Raw genomic sequence first — 16,522 nt, 5'->3', positions numbered from 1 at the left:
TGCGGCACCTCGCCGTTCACTGGTCGAGGCCGTAGCGCGCGCGGGCCTGTGCGACGGTCTCCGGGGTGACCTGCCGGGTCCTGGCCAGCCGGTACAGCGCCGTCACCACGATGGACTCGGCGTCCACCTGGAAGTGGCGGCGCACGTCCGCACGGGTGTCGGAGAGACCGAAACCGTCGGTGCCCAGGGAGTAGTAGTCCTGCTCGACCCACTGGCTGATCTGGTCGGGCACCTGCCGCATCCAGTCGCTGACGGCCAGCACCGGGCCCGGCGCACCGGCCAGCGCCCGGGTGACGTACGGGGTGCGCTCCTCGCCGCGCATGCGGGCGGCGTCGGTTTTCATCGCGTCGCGACGCAGCTCGGTCCAGGACGTCACCGACCACACGTCGGCGTGTACGTTCCAGTCGGAGGCGAGGAGTTCCTGTGCACGGAGTGCCCAGTGGATGGCCGTACCGGAGGACAGCAGCTGGAGCCGGGGACCGGTCGCCGTGGGCTCGGCGGCCCGGAACCGGTAGATGCCCCGGACGATGCCCTCCTCGATACCCGGCAGCGCCGGCATGGCCGGCTGGTGCTTGGGCTCGTTGTACACGGTCAGGTAGTAAAAGACGTTCTCCGGCTGCTCGCCGTACATCCGGTGCAGACCGTCCCGGACGATCACCGCGATCTCGAACGCGAACGCCGGGTCGTAACCGATCACCGCCGGGTTGGTGGAGGCCAGCAAGTGCGAGTGCCCGTCGCCGTGTTGCAGCCCCTCACCGGTCATGGTGGTGCGTCCGGCGGTGCCACCGACGACGAAGCCCCGGCCCATCTGGTCGCCGAGCGCCCAGAACTGGTCGCCGGTGCGCTGGAACCCGAACATGGCGTAGAAGATGTAGAACGGGATCATCGGCTCACCGTGCGTGGCGTACGAGGTCGCAGCGGCGGCGAACTCGGCCACGGAACCCGCTTCGGTGATGCCCTCGATGATCAGCTGCCCGGTCTTGCTCTCCTTGTAGTAGAGCAGTTGGTCGGCGTCGACCGGGTCGTAGTTCTGGCCCAGCGGTGAGTAGATCCCGGCCGTCGGGAACATCGACTCCATCCCGAACGTACGAGCCTCGTCGGGGATGATCGGTACCCAGCGCGCCCCGGTGCGCTGGTCCCGCATCAGGTCCTTGACCAGGCGGACCAGCGCCATCGTGGTGGCGACCTCCTGATGGCCGAAGCCCTTCTCCAGCGCCTCGAAGGGCTTGGCGGACGGTTCCGGCAGCGGTTTGGCGATCACCCGGCGAACGGGGAGGGGGCCGCCCAGAGCCGCCCGCCGCTCGTGCAGGTACCGCACCTCCGGCGAGTCCTTGCCGGGGTGCCAGAACGGGACCTCCTCACCCGCGAGCGCGCTGTCGGGGATGGGAAGCTCCAGCAGGTCGCGCATCTCACGGAACTGCTCCATCGTGAGCTTCTTCATCTGGTGGTTGGCGTTGCGGGACTCGATCGCCGAACCGAGGGTATGACCCTTGACCGTCTGGGCGAGGACCACCGTCGGCCCGCCCCGGTGCTCCACGGCGGCACGGTAGGCGGCGTACACCTTCAACGGCTCGTGGCCGCCGCGGGAGTTCTCGAACAGCTCGACGACCTGGGCGTCGCTCAGGGAGGCGGAGACGGCGGACAGAGCGTCGCCGGTGAAGAAGTTCTTGCGTATGTAGGCGGCGTCCCGCGCGGCGAGGGTCTGCATCTGCGCGTCGGGCACCTCGCCCAGGCGCCGCACCAGGTCCCCGGTGGTGTCCTGGTGCAACAGCGGGTCCCAGGCTTCGCCCCACAGGGTCTTGACCACGTTCCAGCCACTGCCGCGGAACCGGGCCTCCAACTCCTGAACGATCTTGGAATTCGACCGGACCGGCCCGTCCAGGCGCTGCAGGTTGCAGTTGACCACGAAGGTGAGATTGTCCAGGCCCTCGCGGGACGCCAGCGTGAGAGCGGCGATCGACTCCGGCTCGTCCATCTCCCCGTCGCCCAGGAACGCCCACACCCGTGAGGCGGAGGTGTCCTTGATGCCGCGAGCCTGAAGGTAGCGGTTGAACCGGGCCTGGTAGATCGCGCCGAGCGGACCCAGCCCCATCGACACCGTCGGGAACTCCCACAGCCACGGCAGCCGGCGCGGGTGCGGGTAGGACGGCAGGCCGTGGCCGCCGGCCTCCCTGCGGAAAGCGTTCAGTTGCTCCGTGCTCAGGCGCCCCTCGAGAAAGACCCGGGCGTAGATGCCCGGCGAGGCATGCCCCTGCAGGAACAGCTGATCGCCCGAGCCGTCACCGTCCTTGCCCCGGAAGAAGTGGTTGAACCCGATCTCGTAGAGCCAGGCCGCAGACGCGTAGGTGGAGATGTGGCCGCCCAGTCCCAGACGCGAACCGCGGGTGACCATCGCCGCCGCGTTCCACCGGTTGAGCGCGGTGATCCTGGATTCCATCTCCAGGTCCCCGTCGAACTCCGGCTGCGCTGAGGCCGGGACGGTGTTGATGTAGTCCGAGGACAGCAGCCCCGGCAGGGACATCCCGGACCGCGCCGCGAACTCGTGCACCCGTCGCATCAGGTACACCGCCCGCTCCGGCCCGGCGTTGCGCACCACAGCGTCGAGGGAGGCCTGCCATTCGGCGGTCTCCTCGCGGTCACGGTCGGGTATCTGGTCGAGCTCACTGATCGCAGGGGACTCAGTGGGCCGGGACGGATCACTCATGGCACTTCCTGTCGCGGCGTGGAGAAGAGGGGAATGCCGGCTGCGGAAAGGGTCGGTGTCGCACAGACGGCCGGCCGGCAGGCACGGACGGCGACGGGTGCCGCCGCCCTGGTGGGGCAACGCACGTTGAGCTACTGGGTCGACCTGTGGTGGTCCAAGTCGCGCTCGGCCCGGAGGGCGTCCGCTCAGCGGGCACGACGCCGACGAGCGCAAGGACCCCGGACAGCGGCATACGGCGACACGGCGACCTGCACGATCCCCACCCCGTGGTCGCGGAGCTCGGAGACGGTCCTCGCAGCGATGAGGCCGGCGGCACCTGCCACGACGACTCCCATCTGAACCTCTGTGAGAGGCTCGGGATCGAGGCCGCTGATCACGCTGCTACTCGACGAAGTACGAGTCGTGCCTGTCGAAGAAAGCGGCACGCTCCTCCTCCGAGGCGTGCGCCAGCTGCGACACCTGCTCGAAGTACTCCTCACGTGGCGCGCCCGGCGTGAACAGCAGCAGCATGTCGGCCGGGGCGTCGGAGTCGTTGCGGAAGGCGTGCAGACCGCCCTGGGGCACATGCAGGAAATCACCCTTGCGCGTTTCGACCCACTGCACACCGTCGAACACACGCACCGTGCCGTCCAGGATGTAGAACGACTCCGAGATCCGCTTGTGGAAGTGCTTCTTGGGTCCGCCCGCCTTCGGCCTCATCTCCACCCGATACAGGCCGAACTCACCCCGCGTGGTGTCAGTGGTCGCCAGATAGTGAGTGGCGTCCTTCCCGGTTCCGCTCTCGCCGATGGCCGGCGGTGTGGTGGCAGGCCGGTAGACGGCGCTGACCTCGCCGTCCTCTCCCCAGTACTTCTGCTCCGGATACGGGTACGACATGTCGCGATTCCTTTCCTGCGACGCACACGCGGTGAGGCGCCGACGCGGGCCGCTGAACAGCGGTCCTCTCAACAGTGAGACCGATGAACACCCATCGATGTGACACGGGGCGCCCGAGGACGAGACGTCAGTCGACGACGTGGTGATGGGCGAACCGGGACACCAGCGGGGGCTCCATCAGCCAGCTGTGCGCCCGCCCGTGCAACGGATGAGGGGCCGTGTCTGCTTGCCGCAACGTGCCGAAGGCCACCAACGCGCCGATGGCCAACAGGCCTGCACACAGCGGCATGGCCCGGCTGAACGACGTGTCGAAGGCGGTGCCTGATCGGTAGGCATCCGGCCCCATCCCCACCAGCAGCGGCAGCGCTGCCACGGAGACCAGGCCGGAGGCGCGGGCCGCGGCGTTGTTGATGCCACTCGCCAGCCCGGCGTTCGCGGCCTCCACCGACGACAGCAGGGTAACGCTCAGCGGGGCGACCATGATGACCATGCCGGTGCCCATCACCATCAGGGCGGGCAGGACGTCGTGGAGGTAGGACGTGCCGGGGCCGACCCGCAGCATCATCAGCATGCCGGCCCCGCACACCAGCGGGCCGACGGTGAGGGGGATCCGCGGCCCCAGCCGTTGGGCGAGCATGCCGGAGTGGGACGAGAACAGCACCATCAGCACCGTGCTGGGCAGCATGGCCGCGCCGGCTGCCAGCGCCGAGTACCCGACGACGATCTGCAACTGCAGGGCGGTCAGGAAGAAGAACCCGCCCGTGCCCGCGTACACGCACAGCGTGATCAGGTTGACGGAGCGGAACTGCCGGGACGAGAAGATCGACAACGGCATCATCGGGTCGTTGCTGCGTCCCTCCACCACAAGGAACGCGAAGGCTGCCACGGCGCTTCCCACGGCCGCGGCCAGGACCACCGGTCCGCCGTCCCGGGCCTCGGTCAGTGCGTAGGTGGCCAGGGCGAGCGTCACAGCGCCCAGCACGGCGCCGGGGATGTCGAAGCCGAGCCGCCCTCTGCCACCGGCGCCGACTGCGGGACTGTCCCGCCGGGGCGTGCCCACGGACTCCGGGACATGACGTAGCGCCACGGGCAGGCACAGAAGCGCCGGCACAGCGCTGAGCAGGAAGGTCCAGCGCCAGCCGGGGCCGTCCACCAGCCAACCGCCCACAAATGGCCCGAGGGCCGCGCCGATTCCGCCGAATCCCGACCACAGGCCGATCGCCCGGGGCCGGTCGTCCGGGTGGAACGAGGCCTCGATGATCGCCAGTGAGCCGGGGGTGATCAGGGCGCCGCCGACGCCCTGCAGTGCTCGGCCGGTGATCAGCGTGGTGGTGTCGGGAGACAGACCGCACAGCAGGGATGCCAGCGTGAACCACACGATGCCCATGACGAAGAGGCGACGCCGTCCGAAACGGTCGCCCAGCGAGCCGCTCAGCAGGATCAGCGCCGCCAGCGTGAGCATGTAGGCGTTCGCGGTCCACTGCAGAACGCCGAGGTCGGCGTCGAAGTCGGCGCCGATGCGCGGCAGCGCGACGTTGGTCACGGTGGAGCCGAGCGTGACCACGCTGGATCCCAGAACGGTGGCCAGCAGGGTCCACCGGCCGCGGGCACTGGCGATACGGAGGGGGCCCCGATCGTCCGGAGACGGAGACGGAGACGGAGACGGAGATGAAGTCATGTCGCGTCCTGGCGTCAGTCGGCGAAGCCGTCGCGTCCGGCGTGTTCCTGCCGCAGGGCGCGCACGTCACGCACGGCGGCCGCGAACGCCTCCGGGCGTTCCTGCGGGAGATTGTGACCGGCGTCCGGCACCTGCCGGTGCAACCGGGGACCGGTGAAGTGGTGAGCGCTGGACGAACCGTCCGTCGCCGGGAAGTTCCCGTCGGCCAGGCCGTCACCGTGCAGGAGCAGCACAGTGTCGCCGTCTGTGGGACCCGTCTCGTGGTAGGCGACTTCCAACACGTCGGTTCTGCCTCGTCGCAGAGGGGCGAGTGCGGGGCGATCTGGCATGGGAGGCCTCTGGATTCCGGTACGAGTGGGGTGGCGACGGCGCGCCGTCCGTCTTCTGGTCGAGGACCAGGACGACCAGGAGACGGGGGGCGGGTGCCCGGTGTGCCCCGAGCGGACGTCTCAGCCGAACATGCCGGGCTTGTAACCGCCCGCGGGCTGCTGGTTGATGATGTTGATGCGGTTGTAGGCGTTGATGACGGCGATCAGAGAAATCAGCGCGGCGAGCTGGTCCTCGTCGTAGTGCTTCGCGGCGTTCGCCCATGCCTCGTCCGACACACCGTTCGCGGCGTCCGCGGTGCGGGTGCCCTGCTCGGCCAGCTCCAGCGCCGCACGCTCGGCGTCGGTGAAGACGGTGGCCTCACGCCACGCGGCCACTAGGTTCAGACGCTGCTGGTCCTCGCCCGCGGCGATGGCGTCCTTGGTGTGCATGTCGGTGCAGAAACCGCAGCCGTTGATCTGGCTGGCACGGATGTTCACCAGCTCCACGGTGGCTGCCGGAAGCGCCGAGTGCACCACACTGGCAGCCGAGTTCAGGTGCCTCATGACCTTGCCCGCAAGGGCGTTGCCGAAGTAGTTGATACGTGCGTCCACGACGGGATCTCCTCGGATGTGGGACCGTTACAACGCACTGACCGGGACCGCCCTCGATCTGTGACAGCGTTCGGAGACGACGCCCCAGAGCACGGCACAGTCGCGCCGTGATTCACCCACCTTGGTCCCTTTTCTTGGTGTGTCACACATCGGCTCCTGGCCCGGTCTGATGATGTGGACGTCCTGTGAAACCCCACCATCTCTGAAGGAGCACACTGTGAGTGACATCATTCTCGAGCCCGCCGCGCAGGAGTTCGCCGACGCGACCGCCAAACCGCCGCTGCTGTACGAGCTCGGCGTTGACGGTGCCCGCAAGCTGCTCGACGACGTGCAGGCCCAGCCCATCGAGAAGCTTGACGTGGACGAGAAGTGGATCACCGTCCCCGCCCGTGTGGGTGACGTGAGGGTGCGCATCGTCAAGCCTGTCGGCAGCAGTGGTGTCCTGCCCGTGATCCTCTACGTGCACGGCGGCGGCTGGATTCTGGGCAACGCCGGTACACACGACCGACTGGTGCGCGAGCTGGCGGTGGGGGCGAAGGCGGCCCTGGTCTTCGTCGAATACGACCGTTCACCCGAGGCGAAGTACCCCGTCGCCATCGAGCAGGCCTACGCCACCGCCCAGTGGATCACCACGAAGGGGAGCGAGGAATCCCTCGACGGGTCCCGCCTCGTCGTCGCCGGTGACTCCGTCGGCGGCAACATGGCCGCGGCCCTCACCCACATGGCCAAGCAGCGCGGTGACGTGACCTTCCTGCACCAGTCGCTGTACTACCCGGTCACCGACGCGGCCCAGAACACCGAGAGCTACAAGAGCTTCGCCCACGGCCCGCATCTGACGGCGAAGGCCATGGAATGGTTCTGGGACGCCTACACCACCGACCCGGCCGAGCGCGCTCAGATCACCGCCTCACCCCTGCGCGCCACACGGGAAGACCTCCAGGGCCTGCCGCCGGCACTCGTCGTCGTCGACGAGAACGACGTGCTGCGTGACGAGGGCGAAGCGTACGCCCGCAAGCTCGTCCAGGCCGGCGTGCCGACCACGAGCATCCGCTACAACGCCAGCCTGCACGACTTCATGATGCTGAACACGGTCCGCGGAACCCAGGCCTCGAGCGCGGCGATCGAGCAGGCCGTCCACGTTCTGCGCAAGGCCCTGGGAACCGACTGACACCCATCGCGCGGTGACGCCCTCGTGGCAGCCCAGGTGCGCCGGGCATGCCGCACCAGTAGAGGAAAGGCCACTCTCGTGAGTGCACTGAAACCAACCATCGTCCTCGTCCACGGCGCCTTCGCGGACTCCTCCAGCTGGAACGGCGTCGTCGAAAGGCTCCAGTCCCACGACTATCCGGTGGTGGCCGCCAGCAACCCGCTGCGTGGACTGGCCGTCGACGCCGATCACGTCAGGCAACTCGTGGCCTCCATCGACGGCCCGGTCGTCCTCGTCGGCCACTCCTACGGCGGGTCGGTCATCAGCAACGCCGCGACGGGACTGAACAACGTCAAGGCGCTCGTCTTCGTCGCGGCCTTCCTGCCCGACGAGGGCGAGAGCGCGGTCACCCTGTCGGGCAAGTTCCCCGGCAGCACTCTCGGAGAGACGCTGCGCCCCGTGCCGGTCACGCTGCCCGACGGCAGTCAGGTCGCGGATCTCTATATCGAGCAGAGCAAGTTCCACCACCAGTTCGCCGCCGACGTCCCCGACGAGACGGCTGCGGTCATGGCCGCCACCCAACGTCCCGTGACCGATGCCGCGCTGGCAGAGGGCGCCGCGGCCCCTGCGTGGAAGGACCTTCCGGCATGGGTTCTCGTGGCCACCGAGGACCGGAACATTCCGCCGCAGGCGCAGACCTTCATGGCTGAGCGTGCGAAGGCCACGTTCGTGAGCCTCAACGCCTCCCACGCGGTCAGTGTCTCGCACCCCGGTGATGTCGCCCGCCTGATCAACGAGGCGGCGCAGGCGACCGCCTGAGCGGACGGCTTTCTGAGTACGGCACTGTCGGGTGGCCGGTCGCGCATGCGATCGGCCACCCGACAGTGCCGGCCGGGTGCACCTCGGCCTCGAGTCATGCCCTGTCACAGGATCAGCGTCTGCCTTGTCTATAGGGCGTCTGTAGGGCCGTGGTCGGAACCACCGACGGGTACGAGGAGGAAGCGCATGCAGGTCGCTGTCGCCGGAGGAACCGGCCTGGTGGGGAAGTGCGTCGTAGCCGAGCTGCGAGCGGCGGGACATCAGCCAGCGACCCTCGCCCGCTCGCAGGGCGTGGATCTGACCACCGGCGTCGGATTGCAGGACCGGTTGTCCGGCTGTGACGTGGTGATCAACGTTGCGAACGTCGTCACGACGAGAGCGAAGGTCGCAGTCGACTTCTTCTCCCGGACCACCGGCAATCTGCTCTCCGTCGCCCGGCGAACGGGGGTCAAGCATGTGATCACCCTGTCGATCGTCGGCAGCGACAAGGTGGACTTCGGGTACTACATGGGCAAACGCGCGCAGGAGGAACTAGTCCGCGACGGAGACCTGCCATGGACAGTGCTCCGCGCCACCCAGTTCTTCGAGTTCCCCGAGCCCCTGCTGGACAACCGGTCACCGGTGGTCCTGATGCCGAACATGCTGACTCGCCCCGTCGCCGCCCGAGATGTCGCAAAAAGGCTCGTCGACCACGTGACCCAGGACCCTGCGGGAATGGCACGGGAAATCGCCGGACCCCAGCAACTGGGCATGGTGGACATGGCGCGCCGTATCGTGCGCGCCCAGGGTCGGCACCGGATCGTTGTTCCGGTGTCGCTCCCGGGGAAGGTCGGCAAAGCCATGTCAGGAGGGGGTCTGCTGCCTCACGGGGACTACGACGAGGGCCCGTTGACGTTCGACGACTTTCTCGCGGGCTTGGCGCGGCCCATGGCGACCGGTCGGTGAACGAGCATCCGGCATGCCGGACCGCCGTGTCGCCGGCGGCCCGCAGGCAAGGCCGCAACGGGACTGGCTGAACCGACACCGTCGCCGCGATGCGGCGACCACATTGCGTACGCACAGGGGAACTGGGTGGCCGAGATGACCAGGAACAGATCGGCATCGTGAAGCGGCCGAGTGATGACCGAGAAGCCCGGCGAGCCCTGCGGCCGTTACGGAGTCCGGGAGCAGGCGCTCAGTCGGATGCGGTTCGCCTACTCCCGGAACGCGGCAGCAGTCAGATCTCTCAGTCTCAGGACTGGGTTTCGACGTACTCGAATGTCGGGCCGGCCGTCGTGTCGTCTCCATCGGGCATCGTCATCAGATTCTGCGCCTCCGCCTTGAGTGCGTACATCGTGCCCGTTGCGGCTCCGAGCAGCTGCGGACTGCCGTTGAAAGCCTGTTCGAGCTGCTGGAGCAGTTGGCAGTACGTCCGGTTGAACTTCTCCTGCGCTTTCCGGATGGGGCTGCCCAGGGGATGGTCTGCCAGCAGGGGGTTGGGGCGCATCGGCAGGACGCCGTCCGAGTCGATCACGACGGCCTCACCCGTGGGTCCGGACTGCGGTGTGTCGCCGCGCAGATAGCGGCGTCCGAGCTTCAGTTCCTGGAACCGGTAGTAATGAGAAACCTCATCGCGGTCGGGATGGAAGATGTCCTGGTCGCCGTCCCAGACCTCGCCACGTGCCGTCCCCTCACCTTGTTCGACGATTTCCTCCAGAGCCGCGAGCGCCGAAGCGAGGTCCGTGACCGCGGTCAAGGTGCCGCCGGTATGGGCGAAGGGACCAGCCGTCACCTGGCGCGCCCCGTCACCGCAGAAGACTTCCGTCTCCCCGAGTTCAGCGCACAGGTGACGCAGCCCTTCTTCGATCGCGTCATAGAACTGACCGATCGTCTCGTAGTCGTCACCTTCCGGCGGAGCGCTGGGCGCCGCCGGCTGTTCCAGACGGAGGAACATCTCGAGTGCCTCCGTCCCGAACGGAACGAGCGACAACCGCAGGGTACGGTCGCCATGGGGGAGAGGGCGAGGGTGACGCTGCAGCAGCGTTGCCGGATCCAGCCGAGGCTCCCCGCCGACCGCGTTGAGCAGGTTCGCCACCAGTGCCAGGTGGATCATCTCCTCGACGAAGACGCTGCCGATTGCTTGAGCAGCGTCCGGGTTGCGCTGCGGGTCGAGAGAGTAGAGCGCACAGAGATAGGGCGGCAGGGTGGCGTGTTCCAGTTCAATCGCCCATTGAACGTGCTCGCGAAGGCTGTCGAGCGTTTCAATCCGTGCTGCCGTTGCCTGGCTGACATGCGACACTTCTTCGTTGTTCACGGGTTTCCCATTTCGGGTGCAGGGGTGATGGGCGTGATGCCGATGCTGCCCACTCGCGTCACCGGCTGGTCAGAACCGTCGAATGCCACTGCCAGCGGAAAAGTGCATCGCCGACCGACCGTTGGTTAAGACAGGGCAGACGCCCGTTCTGTGACATCAACGGGTCCCGGGAAGCCGTGACTTCGGCCCCGTTCCCCGCTGTCACAGATCTGCCGCGTCCCCGGTCATATGGAACAACGGGATGAGCCACCAACTTTCACAACCATGTCTTCGGCTACTTCACAGCCCACGACGTGGTGGACATCATGGAAGGTGCGAAACAATGTCGGAGAATGCGCATCACGGGCATGGGCACGGTCATGGGGACGGCGGCGAGGACGGCCCGAGTTGGACCAGGGCGGCGACGCTGCTTCAGGACGCCGCGCCGATCACCGTTCCCGAGGGTGCCTCGGCCATGACCATTCATGTGCACTGGGAGCCTGGGGACCCGGGCACTCCGCCGCATCGTCACTCCGGTCCGGCGTTCGGGTACGTCACCAAGGGTGCGGTCCGTTTCGAGCTGGAGGGGGAGCCGGAGCGGGTCGTCGAGGCGGGCGGCACGTTCTGGGAGCCGGGCGGTGACGCGATCCATTACCAGGACGGCAACGCCCTGGTGGACGAGACGACCGAGTTCGTGGTCACCATGATGTGCGCGCCGGGCAAGCCCATGCTCGAACTCGTCGACGAAGAGGAACTCAAGCAGCGCGCCCACCTCCGCGCCCCGCGACCCACCGCCTGACTCAGCGCTCTCCTCCCCGAGCCCCCGTCCGGGGAGGAGAGCTCGATGCGGCAGGAATCCCTGCACGTCGAGCGCCGCGTGCCGTTCGCGGCCACCCCGGATTGCGGGTTGCGCCGGAGGCGATGTCCAGCATGATGCTGACGCGCCAACCGCCTACGACAGCACCGCCATCGCCGAACCTGGCGACGGCGGTGCCGTCGTAGGTACGGCGAAAATGTGGTGCCGGTGAGGACCGGCCCGCATCGCGCACGTGACGCACATGCTGCACCTGGTGCCCTCCACCCTGCGCGCCTTGCCCGCTACGGCCTGCTCCGCCCGATACTTATGGGCCGCGCCACCGGCCCGGTCGTATGCCGCCACGCACGTGAGCGGCCCGGCCCCTGGTGCACGGCGGCACCAGTGAACTCGACGAGGACCCGATGGCAGCGGCCCTCATGACCGGCTCTTATCCGAGCAACTCCGCATCGGCCGAGACGTCGTACATCAGCTCAGCGATGTGGGTAGGGATGGGCGGGACGGGTTCGCGGCGCACTCCGGTCGTCGGGGACCACACCATGTTGACCTTCAGGTCCGGGTCGACATCGGGGTAGTCGGACCGGTGGTGACAGCCCCGCGTCTCCCGCCGTTCCAGGGCGCACTCAAGTGTCGCGCGAGCGGCGAGAACGGTGGACCTGAGGTCATAGGCGTACGCGAGGTCCTGGAAGCCGCCGACGTCGATGTGCACACCCACGTCCGCCATGCGGGCCTCGATCTCGGCGAGTCCGGCGAGTCCGGCGATGAGCCCGGCCGCGTCCCGCACGACACCGGCGCGCTCCGTCATCAGGTGGCGCACCGACCGTTGCAACGCGCGGACGTTCTGGTCGCCGTCGGCGGTCAGAAGCCGGCTCACGTCCGCCTCCGCGGCGCGAGTCGCTGCCGGCGACCGCTGCTGGCTGGTAAGCCTGGCCGAGTACTCCGCGGCGGCACGGCCGGCGATCCGGCCGTAGACGAGTAGTTCGATCAGCGAGTTCTCCTCCAACCGGTTCGCGCCGTGCAGACCACTGGCCGCCTCTCCGATCACAAAGAGCCCGTTGACATCCGTGCCGTGGTCCTCGGGCCGGACCCAGACGCCGCCCAGGGAGTACTGGGCGGTCGGTGCGACCTCGATCGGGTCGCGGGTGATGTCGAGCATCTGCAGGTCCAACAGGGTCTCGTGCACCCGCGGCAGCCGCGTCAGGACCGTCTCACGCGGCAGGTGGGACAGGTCGAGCCACACGCCGCCGGCCTGGGTGCCGCGTCCCTCCCTGATCTCGGTATAGGACGCCAGCGCGACCCTGTCCCGGCTGGAGAGCTCCATGCGCTCGGCGTCGTAGCGCGTCATGAACCGCTCACCGAGATTGTTGAGCAGGACACCGCCTGCGCCGCGTGCCGCCTCGCTGACGAGCATGCCGGCCGCGTTCTCCGGCGCGATCAGTCCGGCGGGGTGGAACTGCACCAGCTCGGGGTCGCGCAACCGGGCACCGGCTTCGACGGCGAGGCGGAAGGAGTCGCCGGTGTTTTCGTTGCGACGCGAGGACGTACGCCGCCAGACGCGCGTGTGCCCTCCGGTCGCCAGGATCACCGCATCGGCGTGCACGAGGTAGCGCGAGCCATCGACGACGTCGAATCCGTAGGCACCGAACACCGCCCCGTCGTCGACCAGCAGCCGGGTGACATACACGCCCGGCAGAACGGGAATGGCGAGCTGCTTGGCGCGGTCGCGGAGCGCTCGCTGCACCTCGAGGCCGGTGTACTCGCCGGTGAACGCGGCGCGGTGGTACCTGCCGTCGCCAAGCTGCCGCAGGGCGGCCCCGCCGTCGCCTTGTCGGTCGAAACGCATGCCGTAGCGCCCCATGTCATGGAATCCCTGAGCGGCGTAGTGGGCCACGACCTGGGCGGTGCGCGGGTCGGCCAACAAGTCGTCCTCACGCAACATGTCGGCCGCATGCCGCTCCCATGCGTCACTGCGCCCGGGGCCGACACCAGGGATCGCGGGTACTCCCTCAGGACCACTGAATCCAGTAACAGTGTGGATATCGTCAGCCGGGCGCTTGAGTACCGCGATGACCTCGACACCGGCCTCGGCGACCTCGATCGCCGCTCGGAGCCCTGACTTGCCCGCCCCCACCACGAGGACGGACGTGGCGAGCTGGTGACCGAGCGAAGACATGGGACCTCCTGCGACAGCGGACAGACGACATCATGGGCAGTGGTCGACCGGATAGTGGCACCGTGTGTGACAGCATCAGGGGAATTTCTTGACGTGGGGTCAATCACAGCAACCCGACACACGCGGCGGGGACCCACCCCAGGTATCGTTGCAAGGCTCGTTCCGAACAAACGTTGTGTATGACTCCCCCCTCGGATTCCTCGAAGGAGCCGCGTCGCATGATCGCCAGCCCCCTTCCCGACCTGGTCGGCCGGCATCGGGAGTGTGCGGCGCTCGACGACCTGCTGGTCGGCCTGCGCGAAGGTGGCTCCCGAGTCCTCGTGGTCCGCGGCGAAGCCGGCATCGGAAAGTCGGTGCTCCTCGAGTACGTGGCCGCGCAGGCGTCACGGGTGAAGGTGACCTGGGCGCGCGGCATCGAGGCCGACATGGAACTGCCGTACGCGAGCCTGCATCAGCTGTGTGCGCCGTTCCTGGACGAACTCGAAGAGCTACCGGGACCCCAGCGAGAAGCCCTCCGCGTAGCGTTCGGGATGGCGGCCGGCGACCCGCCCGACCGCTTCCTGGTCGGCCTCGCCGTGCTTACCCTGCTCACCCGGGCCTCGGAGACCCGACCGGTGCTCGTCCTGGTCGACGACGCTCAGTGGCTGGACCAAGTGTCCCTGCAGACCCTGGAGTTCGTGGCCCGGAGGCTGCTCGCCGAGGCGGTCGCGATGGCCTTCGCGGTACGGGACCCCGAGGGGCAGGCGGCACTCAGCGGACTGCCGGCGCTACGGCTCTCCGGTCTCGACACCGCCGCGGCCGGAGAGCTCCTGGAAGCCGCCGTCGGTGGGCGGCTGGAGAAGCGGATCCGGGACCGGTTCGTGGCCGAGATGCACGGCAACCCGCTCGCGCTGCTCGAATTCTCCCGCGGTCGCAGCGCTGCGGAGCTGGCCTACGGCCTGGACTCATCGAGTTCTCCGAGTGTCCAGGGGCCGGTCGTGAGCCGCGTCGAACGCGACTTCGCCAGCCGCCTCGCTTCGCTGCCCCCGGAGACCCGGACACTGCTCCTGATCGCCGCGGCGGAACCGGTGGGTGACGCGCGCCTGCTGGTCCGCGCCGCCGCCTCTCTCAAGATCACTCCCTATGCCGGACCGGCCAAGGCGGCCGGCCTGATCGAGTTCGGTGAGTCCGTCCGGTTTCGGCACCCCCTGGTCCGTTCGGCGGTCTACCACGGGGCCGAGCCCGAGGAACGCCGGGTGGTGCACCGGGCGCTGGCCGAGGCCACGGACCCGGTCTTGGACCCCGACCGGCGTGCCTGGCATGCCGCGCAGGCCGCCGACGGGCCGGACGAGGAGGTCGCCGCGGGGCTGGAGCAGGCCGCCGGCCGAGCGCGGCAGCGCGGCGGCATGGCCGCCGAGGCGGTACTTCTGGAGCGCGCGGCCGAGGTGACGCCGGACCCCTGGCAGCGGGGGCGCCGAGCCCTCGCGGCCGCCGAGGCGTACTTCTCGGCCGCCGCGCCCGACCGCGCCACGGAACTGGCGACGCTGGCCGAAATGTGTCCCCTCAGCCTCTTGGACCGCGCCCGCCTGGCGCGCCTGCGTGCCAGGATCCTCTTCGCCCGCCACCGCAGCGACGAGGCGGCACCTCTGCTCCTTGACGCCGCCGCCCAGTTTGCTGCCGCCGACTCGCCACTGGCACGGGAGACCTACCTCGAGGCGATCAGCGCGACCATCTTCGCAGGCAGGCTCCACGGTCCGACGGGCGCCCGCGCCGCGGCGATCGCGGCCCGCGGGTCCGGGGCACCCTCCTCGGGCTCCGAGGCCGCCGACCTGCTCCTGGACGGTGTAGCCACGCTCCTCACAGGCGATTACGAGACCGGTGGAGCGGCGCTGCGCCGCGCGCTGGAACCTCTTGTACACGAGGACGTCGGCACCCGGGAGGCGACGATGCGTTGGCTTCTCCTGGCCCCGGTCGCACTGGAGGCGTTCATTCACCACGCCTGGGACCTGACCGCGTGGGACACGCTCGCGACTCGTGCGGTGCGCCTGGCTCGTGACATCGGAGCGCTCGGCGCGCTGCCACCGGCACTGGTCTACGCAGGCGGGGTGCACATCCACACCGGCGACTTCGCCGAGGCGGCCCGGATGATGGACGAAGCCGACGCACTCGCCGCCGCGACGGGCCACGCCCCGCACAAATACGCGACGCTTGTTCTGTCTGGGTGGCGAGGCGACGAGGACGCTGCCATCAGCCTCATCGAAGACGCCAAGGCGACCGCCTCACTGCACGGCGAGGTGGGCCTCCTGGGCGTCTCGGGCTACGTCCAAGGCGTGCTGTTCAACGGCCTGGCGCGCTACGACCAGGCTCTGGTGGCCGCTCGCTCGGGCATCGACCACGACGGGTTCAACTTCACCGGCCTGTCGCTGGTCGAACACGTCGAGGCCGCGACCCGGTGCGGCGAGCTCGGCCAGGCCCGTGCCTCGCTTGCCCGGCTGGTCGAACTCACCCGCGCTGCCGATACCGGCTGGGCCCGTGGCGTCACCGCACGCAGCCATGCTCTCCTCACCGACGGGGACGAGGCCGACGGTCTGTACCGGATCGCGATCGAGGAGCTCGGCCGCGACCGCGTGGCCGTGAAGGTGGAGTTGGCACGCACCCACCTGCTGTACGGCGAGTGGCTGCGTCGGACACGCCGCCGTTCGCTGGCCCGAGAGCACCTTCGCACGGCGCACGAGATGTTCGACGGAATGCGGGCGAACGCGTTCGCCGAGCGGGCCCGCCGCGAGCTGATCGCCACCGGCGAGCACGTCCGGGCGCGGGAAACCAAGCCGGCGAGCGCCCTGACCCCACAGGAGTCGCAGATCGCGACTCTCGCCGCACGCGGCATGACGAACGCGAAGATCGGCGCGGAGCTGTTCATCAGCCCACACACCGTGGAGTGGCACCTGCGGAAGGTGTACACGAAGCTCGGGATCAACTCACGACGCGCGCTGCCTGCTGCCATCGCGAGCGCCCCGGCCACGGACACGACAGACGTGAGCGCGGCGCAAACCGGCTGAGGTCGCGGGCCCCGGGGTTGTCCCGGGTCCTCCGGTTTCCCCAGGGGACCCCATGGGGTCCCTACGGACTCGACCACGGGC

At 68.8% G+C, this 16,522-nt stretch carries 12 protein-coding genes; 5 read left to right on the top strand and 7 right to left on the bottom strand.

Features of this window, described 5'->3' with window-relative positions:
• Positions 1-16: 16 nt before the first annotated feature.
• From aceE to ABZT06_RS07215, 5 genes are all read right to left on the bottom strand, one after another.
• Entirely contained in the window at positions 17-2,704 is a 2,688-nt protein-coding gene (aceE, locus tag ABZT06_RS07235; RefSeq protein ID WP_355736152.1) for a pyruvate dehydrogenase (acetyl-transferring), homodimeric type, read from the bottom strand.
• A 381-nt stretch (positions 2,705-3,085) separates the two neighbouring features.
• Positions 3,086-3,580: a cupin domain-containing protein gene (locus ABZT06_RS07230; protein ID WP_355736150.1), complete on the bottom strand. Its 495-nt coding sequence runs from the start codon at positions 3,578-3,580 to the stop codon at positions 3,086-3,088.
• 127 nt (positions 3,581-3,707) lie between these two features.
• Positions 3,708-5,258 carry an MFS transporter gene (locus ABZT06_RS07225; protein ID WP_355736147.1) on the bottom strand — a complete coding sequence of 517 codons (1,551 nt, stop codon included), beginning with the start codon at positions 5,256-5,258 and terminating at the stop codon, positions 3,708-3,710.
• Between the two features lie 14 nt (positions 5,259-5,272).
• Complete coding sequence (locus ABZT06_RS07220) at positions 5,273-5,539, bottom strand: alpha/beta hydrolase (protein ID WP_355736144.1); 267 nt, start codon at positions 5,537-5,539, stop codon at positions 5,273-5,275.
• Positions 5,540-5,707: 168 nt separating this feature from the next.
• Positions 5,708-6,178 carry a carboxymuconolactone decarboxylase family protein gene (locus ABZT06_RS07215; RefSeq protein WP_355736141.1) on the bottom strand — a complete coding sequence of 157 codons (471 nt, stop codon included), beginning with the start codon at positions 6,176-6,178 and terminating at the stop codon, positions 5,708-5,710.
• A gap of 217 nt (positions 6,179-6,395) precedes the next feature.
• Here ABZT06_RS07215 and ABZT06_RS07210 point away from each other — a divergent pair, with 217 nt between their 5' ends.
• The 3 genes from ABZT06_RS07210 to ABZT06_RS07200 all read left to right on the top strand — a co-directional run bounded on the left by ABZT06_RS07210 (position 6,396) and on the right by ABZT06_RS07200 (position 9,089).
• Positions 6,396-7,346 (top strand): alpha/beta hydrolase, encoded by a 951-nt coding sequence (locus tag ABZT06_RS07210; RefSeq protein ID WP_355736138.1) that lies wholly within the window; start codon positions 6,396-6,398, stop codon positions 7,344-7,346.
• A 78-nt stretch (positions 7,347-7,424) separates the two neighbouring features.
• Entirely contained in the window at positions 7,425-8,144 is a 720-nt protein-coding gene (locus ABZT06_RS07205; protein ID WP_355736135.1) for an alpha/beta hydrolase, read from the top strand.
• 186 nt (positions 8,145-8,330) lie between these two features.
• Complete coding sequence (locus ABZT06_RS07200; protein ID WP_355736132.1) at positions 8,331-9,089, top strand: NAD(P)H-binding protein; 759 nt, start codon at positions 8,331-8,333, stop codon at positions 9,087-9,089.
• Positions 9,090-9,375: 286 nt separating this feature from the next.
• Here ABZT06_RS07200 and ABZT06_RS07195 read toward each other — a convergent pair whose 3' ends face one another.
• Entirely contained in the window at positions 9,376-10,437 is a 1,062-nt protein-coding gene (locus tag ABZT06_RS07195) for a ferritin-like protein (RefSeq protein ID WP_355736129.1), read from the bottom strand.
• Positions 10,438-10,759: 322 nt separating this feature from the next.
• Between ABZT06_RS07195 and ABZT06_RS07190 the strand changes: the two genes are divergently transcribed.
• Positions 10,760-11,215, top strand: a complete 456-nt coding sequence (locus tag ABZT06_RS07190) for a cupin domain-containing protein (RefSeq protein WP_355736126.1) — start codon at positions 10,760-10,762, stop codon at positions 11,213-11,215.
• Positions 11,216-11,660: 445 nt separating this feature from the next.
• Here ABZT06_RS07190 and ABZT06_RS07185 read toward each other — a convergent pair whose 3' ends face one another.
• Positions 11,661-13,403 (bottom strand): FAD-binding protein, encoded by a 1,743-nt coding sequence (locus tag ABZT06_RS07185; protein ID WP_355736124.1) that lies wholly within the window; start codon positions 13,401-13,403, stop codon positions 11,661-11,663.
• A 218-nt stretch (positions 13,404-13,621) separates the two neighbouring features.
• Between ABZT06_RS07185 and ABZT06_RS07180 the strand changes: the two genes are divergently transcribed.
• Positions 13,622-16,441, top strand: coding sequence for an AAA family ATPase (locus tag ABZT06_RS07180; RefSeq protein ID WP_355736121.1), 2,820 nt, complete (start codon positions 13,622-13,624; stop codon positions 16,439-16,441).
• Positions 16,442-16,522 lie beyond the last annotated feature (81 nt).

The sequence above is a fragment of the Streptomyces sp. NPDC005483 genome, from assembly GCF_040606035.1.
Lineage (GTDB): Bacteria > Actinomycetota > Actinomycetes > Streptomycetales > Streptomycetaceae > Streptomyces.
This window is presented reverse-complemented; position numbering and strand designations above follow the sequence as displayed.

Coding starts and splice junctions, on each gene's coding strand:
- aceE (WP_355736152.1), bottom strand. CDS start 2,704: ATGAGTGATCCGTCCCGGCCCACTGAGTCCCCTGCGATCAGTGAGCTC.
- ABZT06_RS07230 (WP_355736150.1), bottom strand. CDS start 3,580: ATGTCGTACCCGTATCCGGAGCAGAAGTACTGGGGAGAGGACGGCGAG.
- ABZT06_RS07225 (WP_355736147.1), bottom strand. CDS start 5,258: ATGACTTCATCTCCGTCTCCGTCTCCGTCTCCGTCTCCGGACGATCGG.
- ABZT06_RS07200 (WP_355736132.1), top strand. CDS start 8,331: ATGCAGGTCGCTGTCGCCGGAGGAACCGGCCTGGTGGGGAAGTGCGTC.
- ABZT06_RS07190 (WP_355736126.1), top strand. CDS start 10,760: ATGTCGGAGAATGCGCATCACGGGCATGGGCACGGTCATGGGGACGGC.
- ABZT06_RS07185 (WP_355736124.1), bottom strand. CDS start 13,403: ATGTCTTCGCTCGGTCACCAGCTCGCCACGTCCGTCCTCGTGGTGGGG.
- ABZT06_RS07180 (WP_355736121.1), top strand. CDS start 13,622: ATGATCGCCAGCCCCCTTCCCGACCTGGTCGGCCGGCATCGGGAGTGT.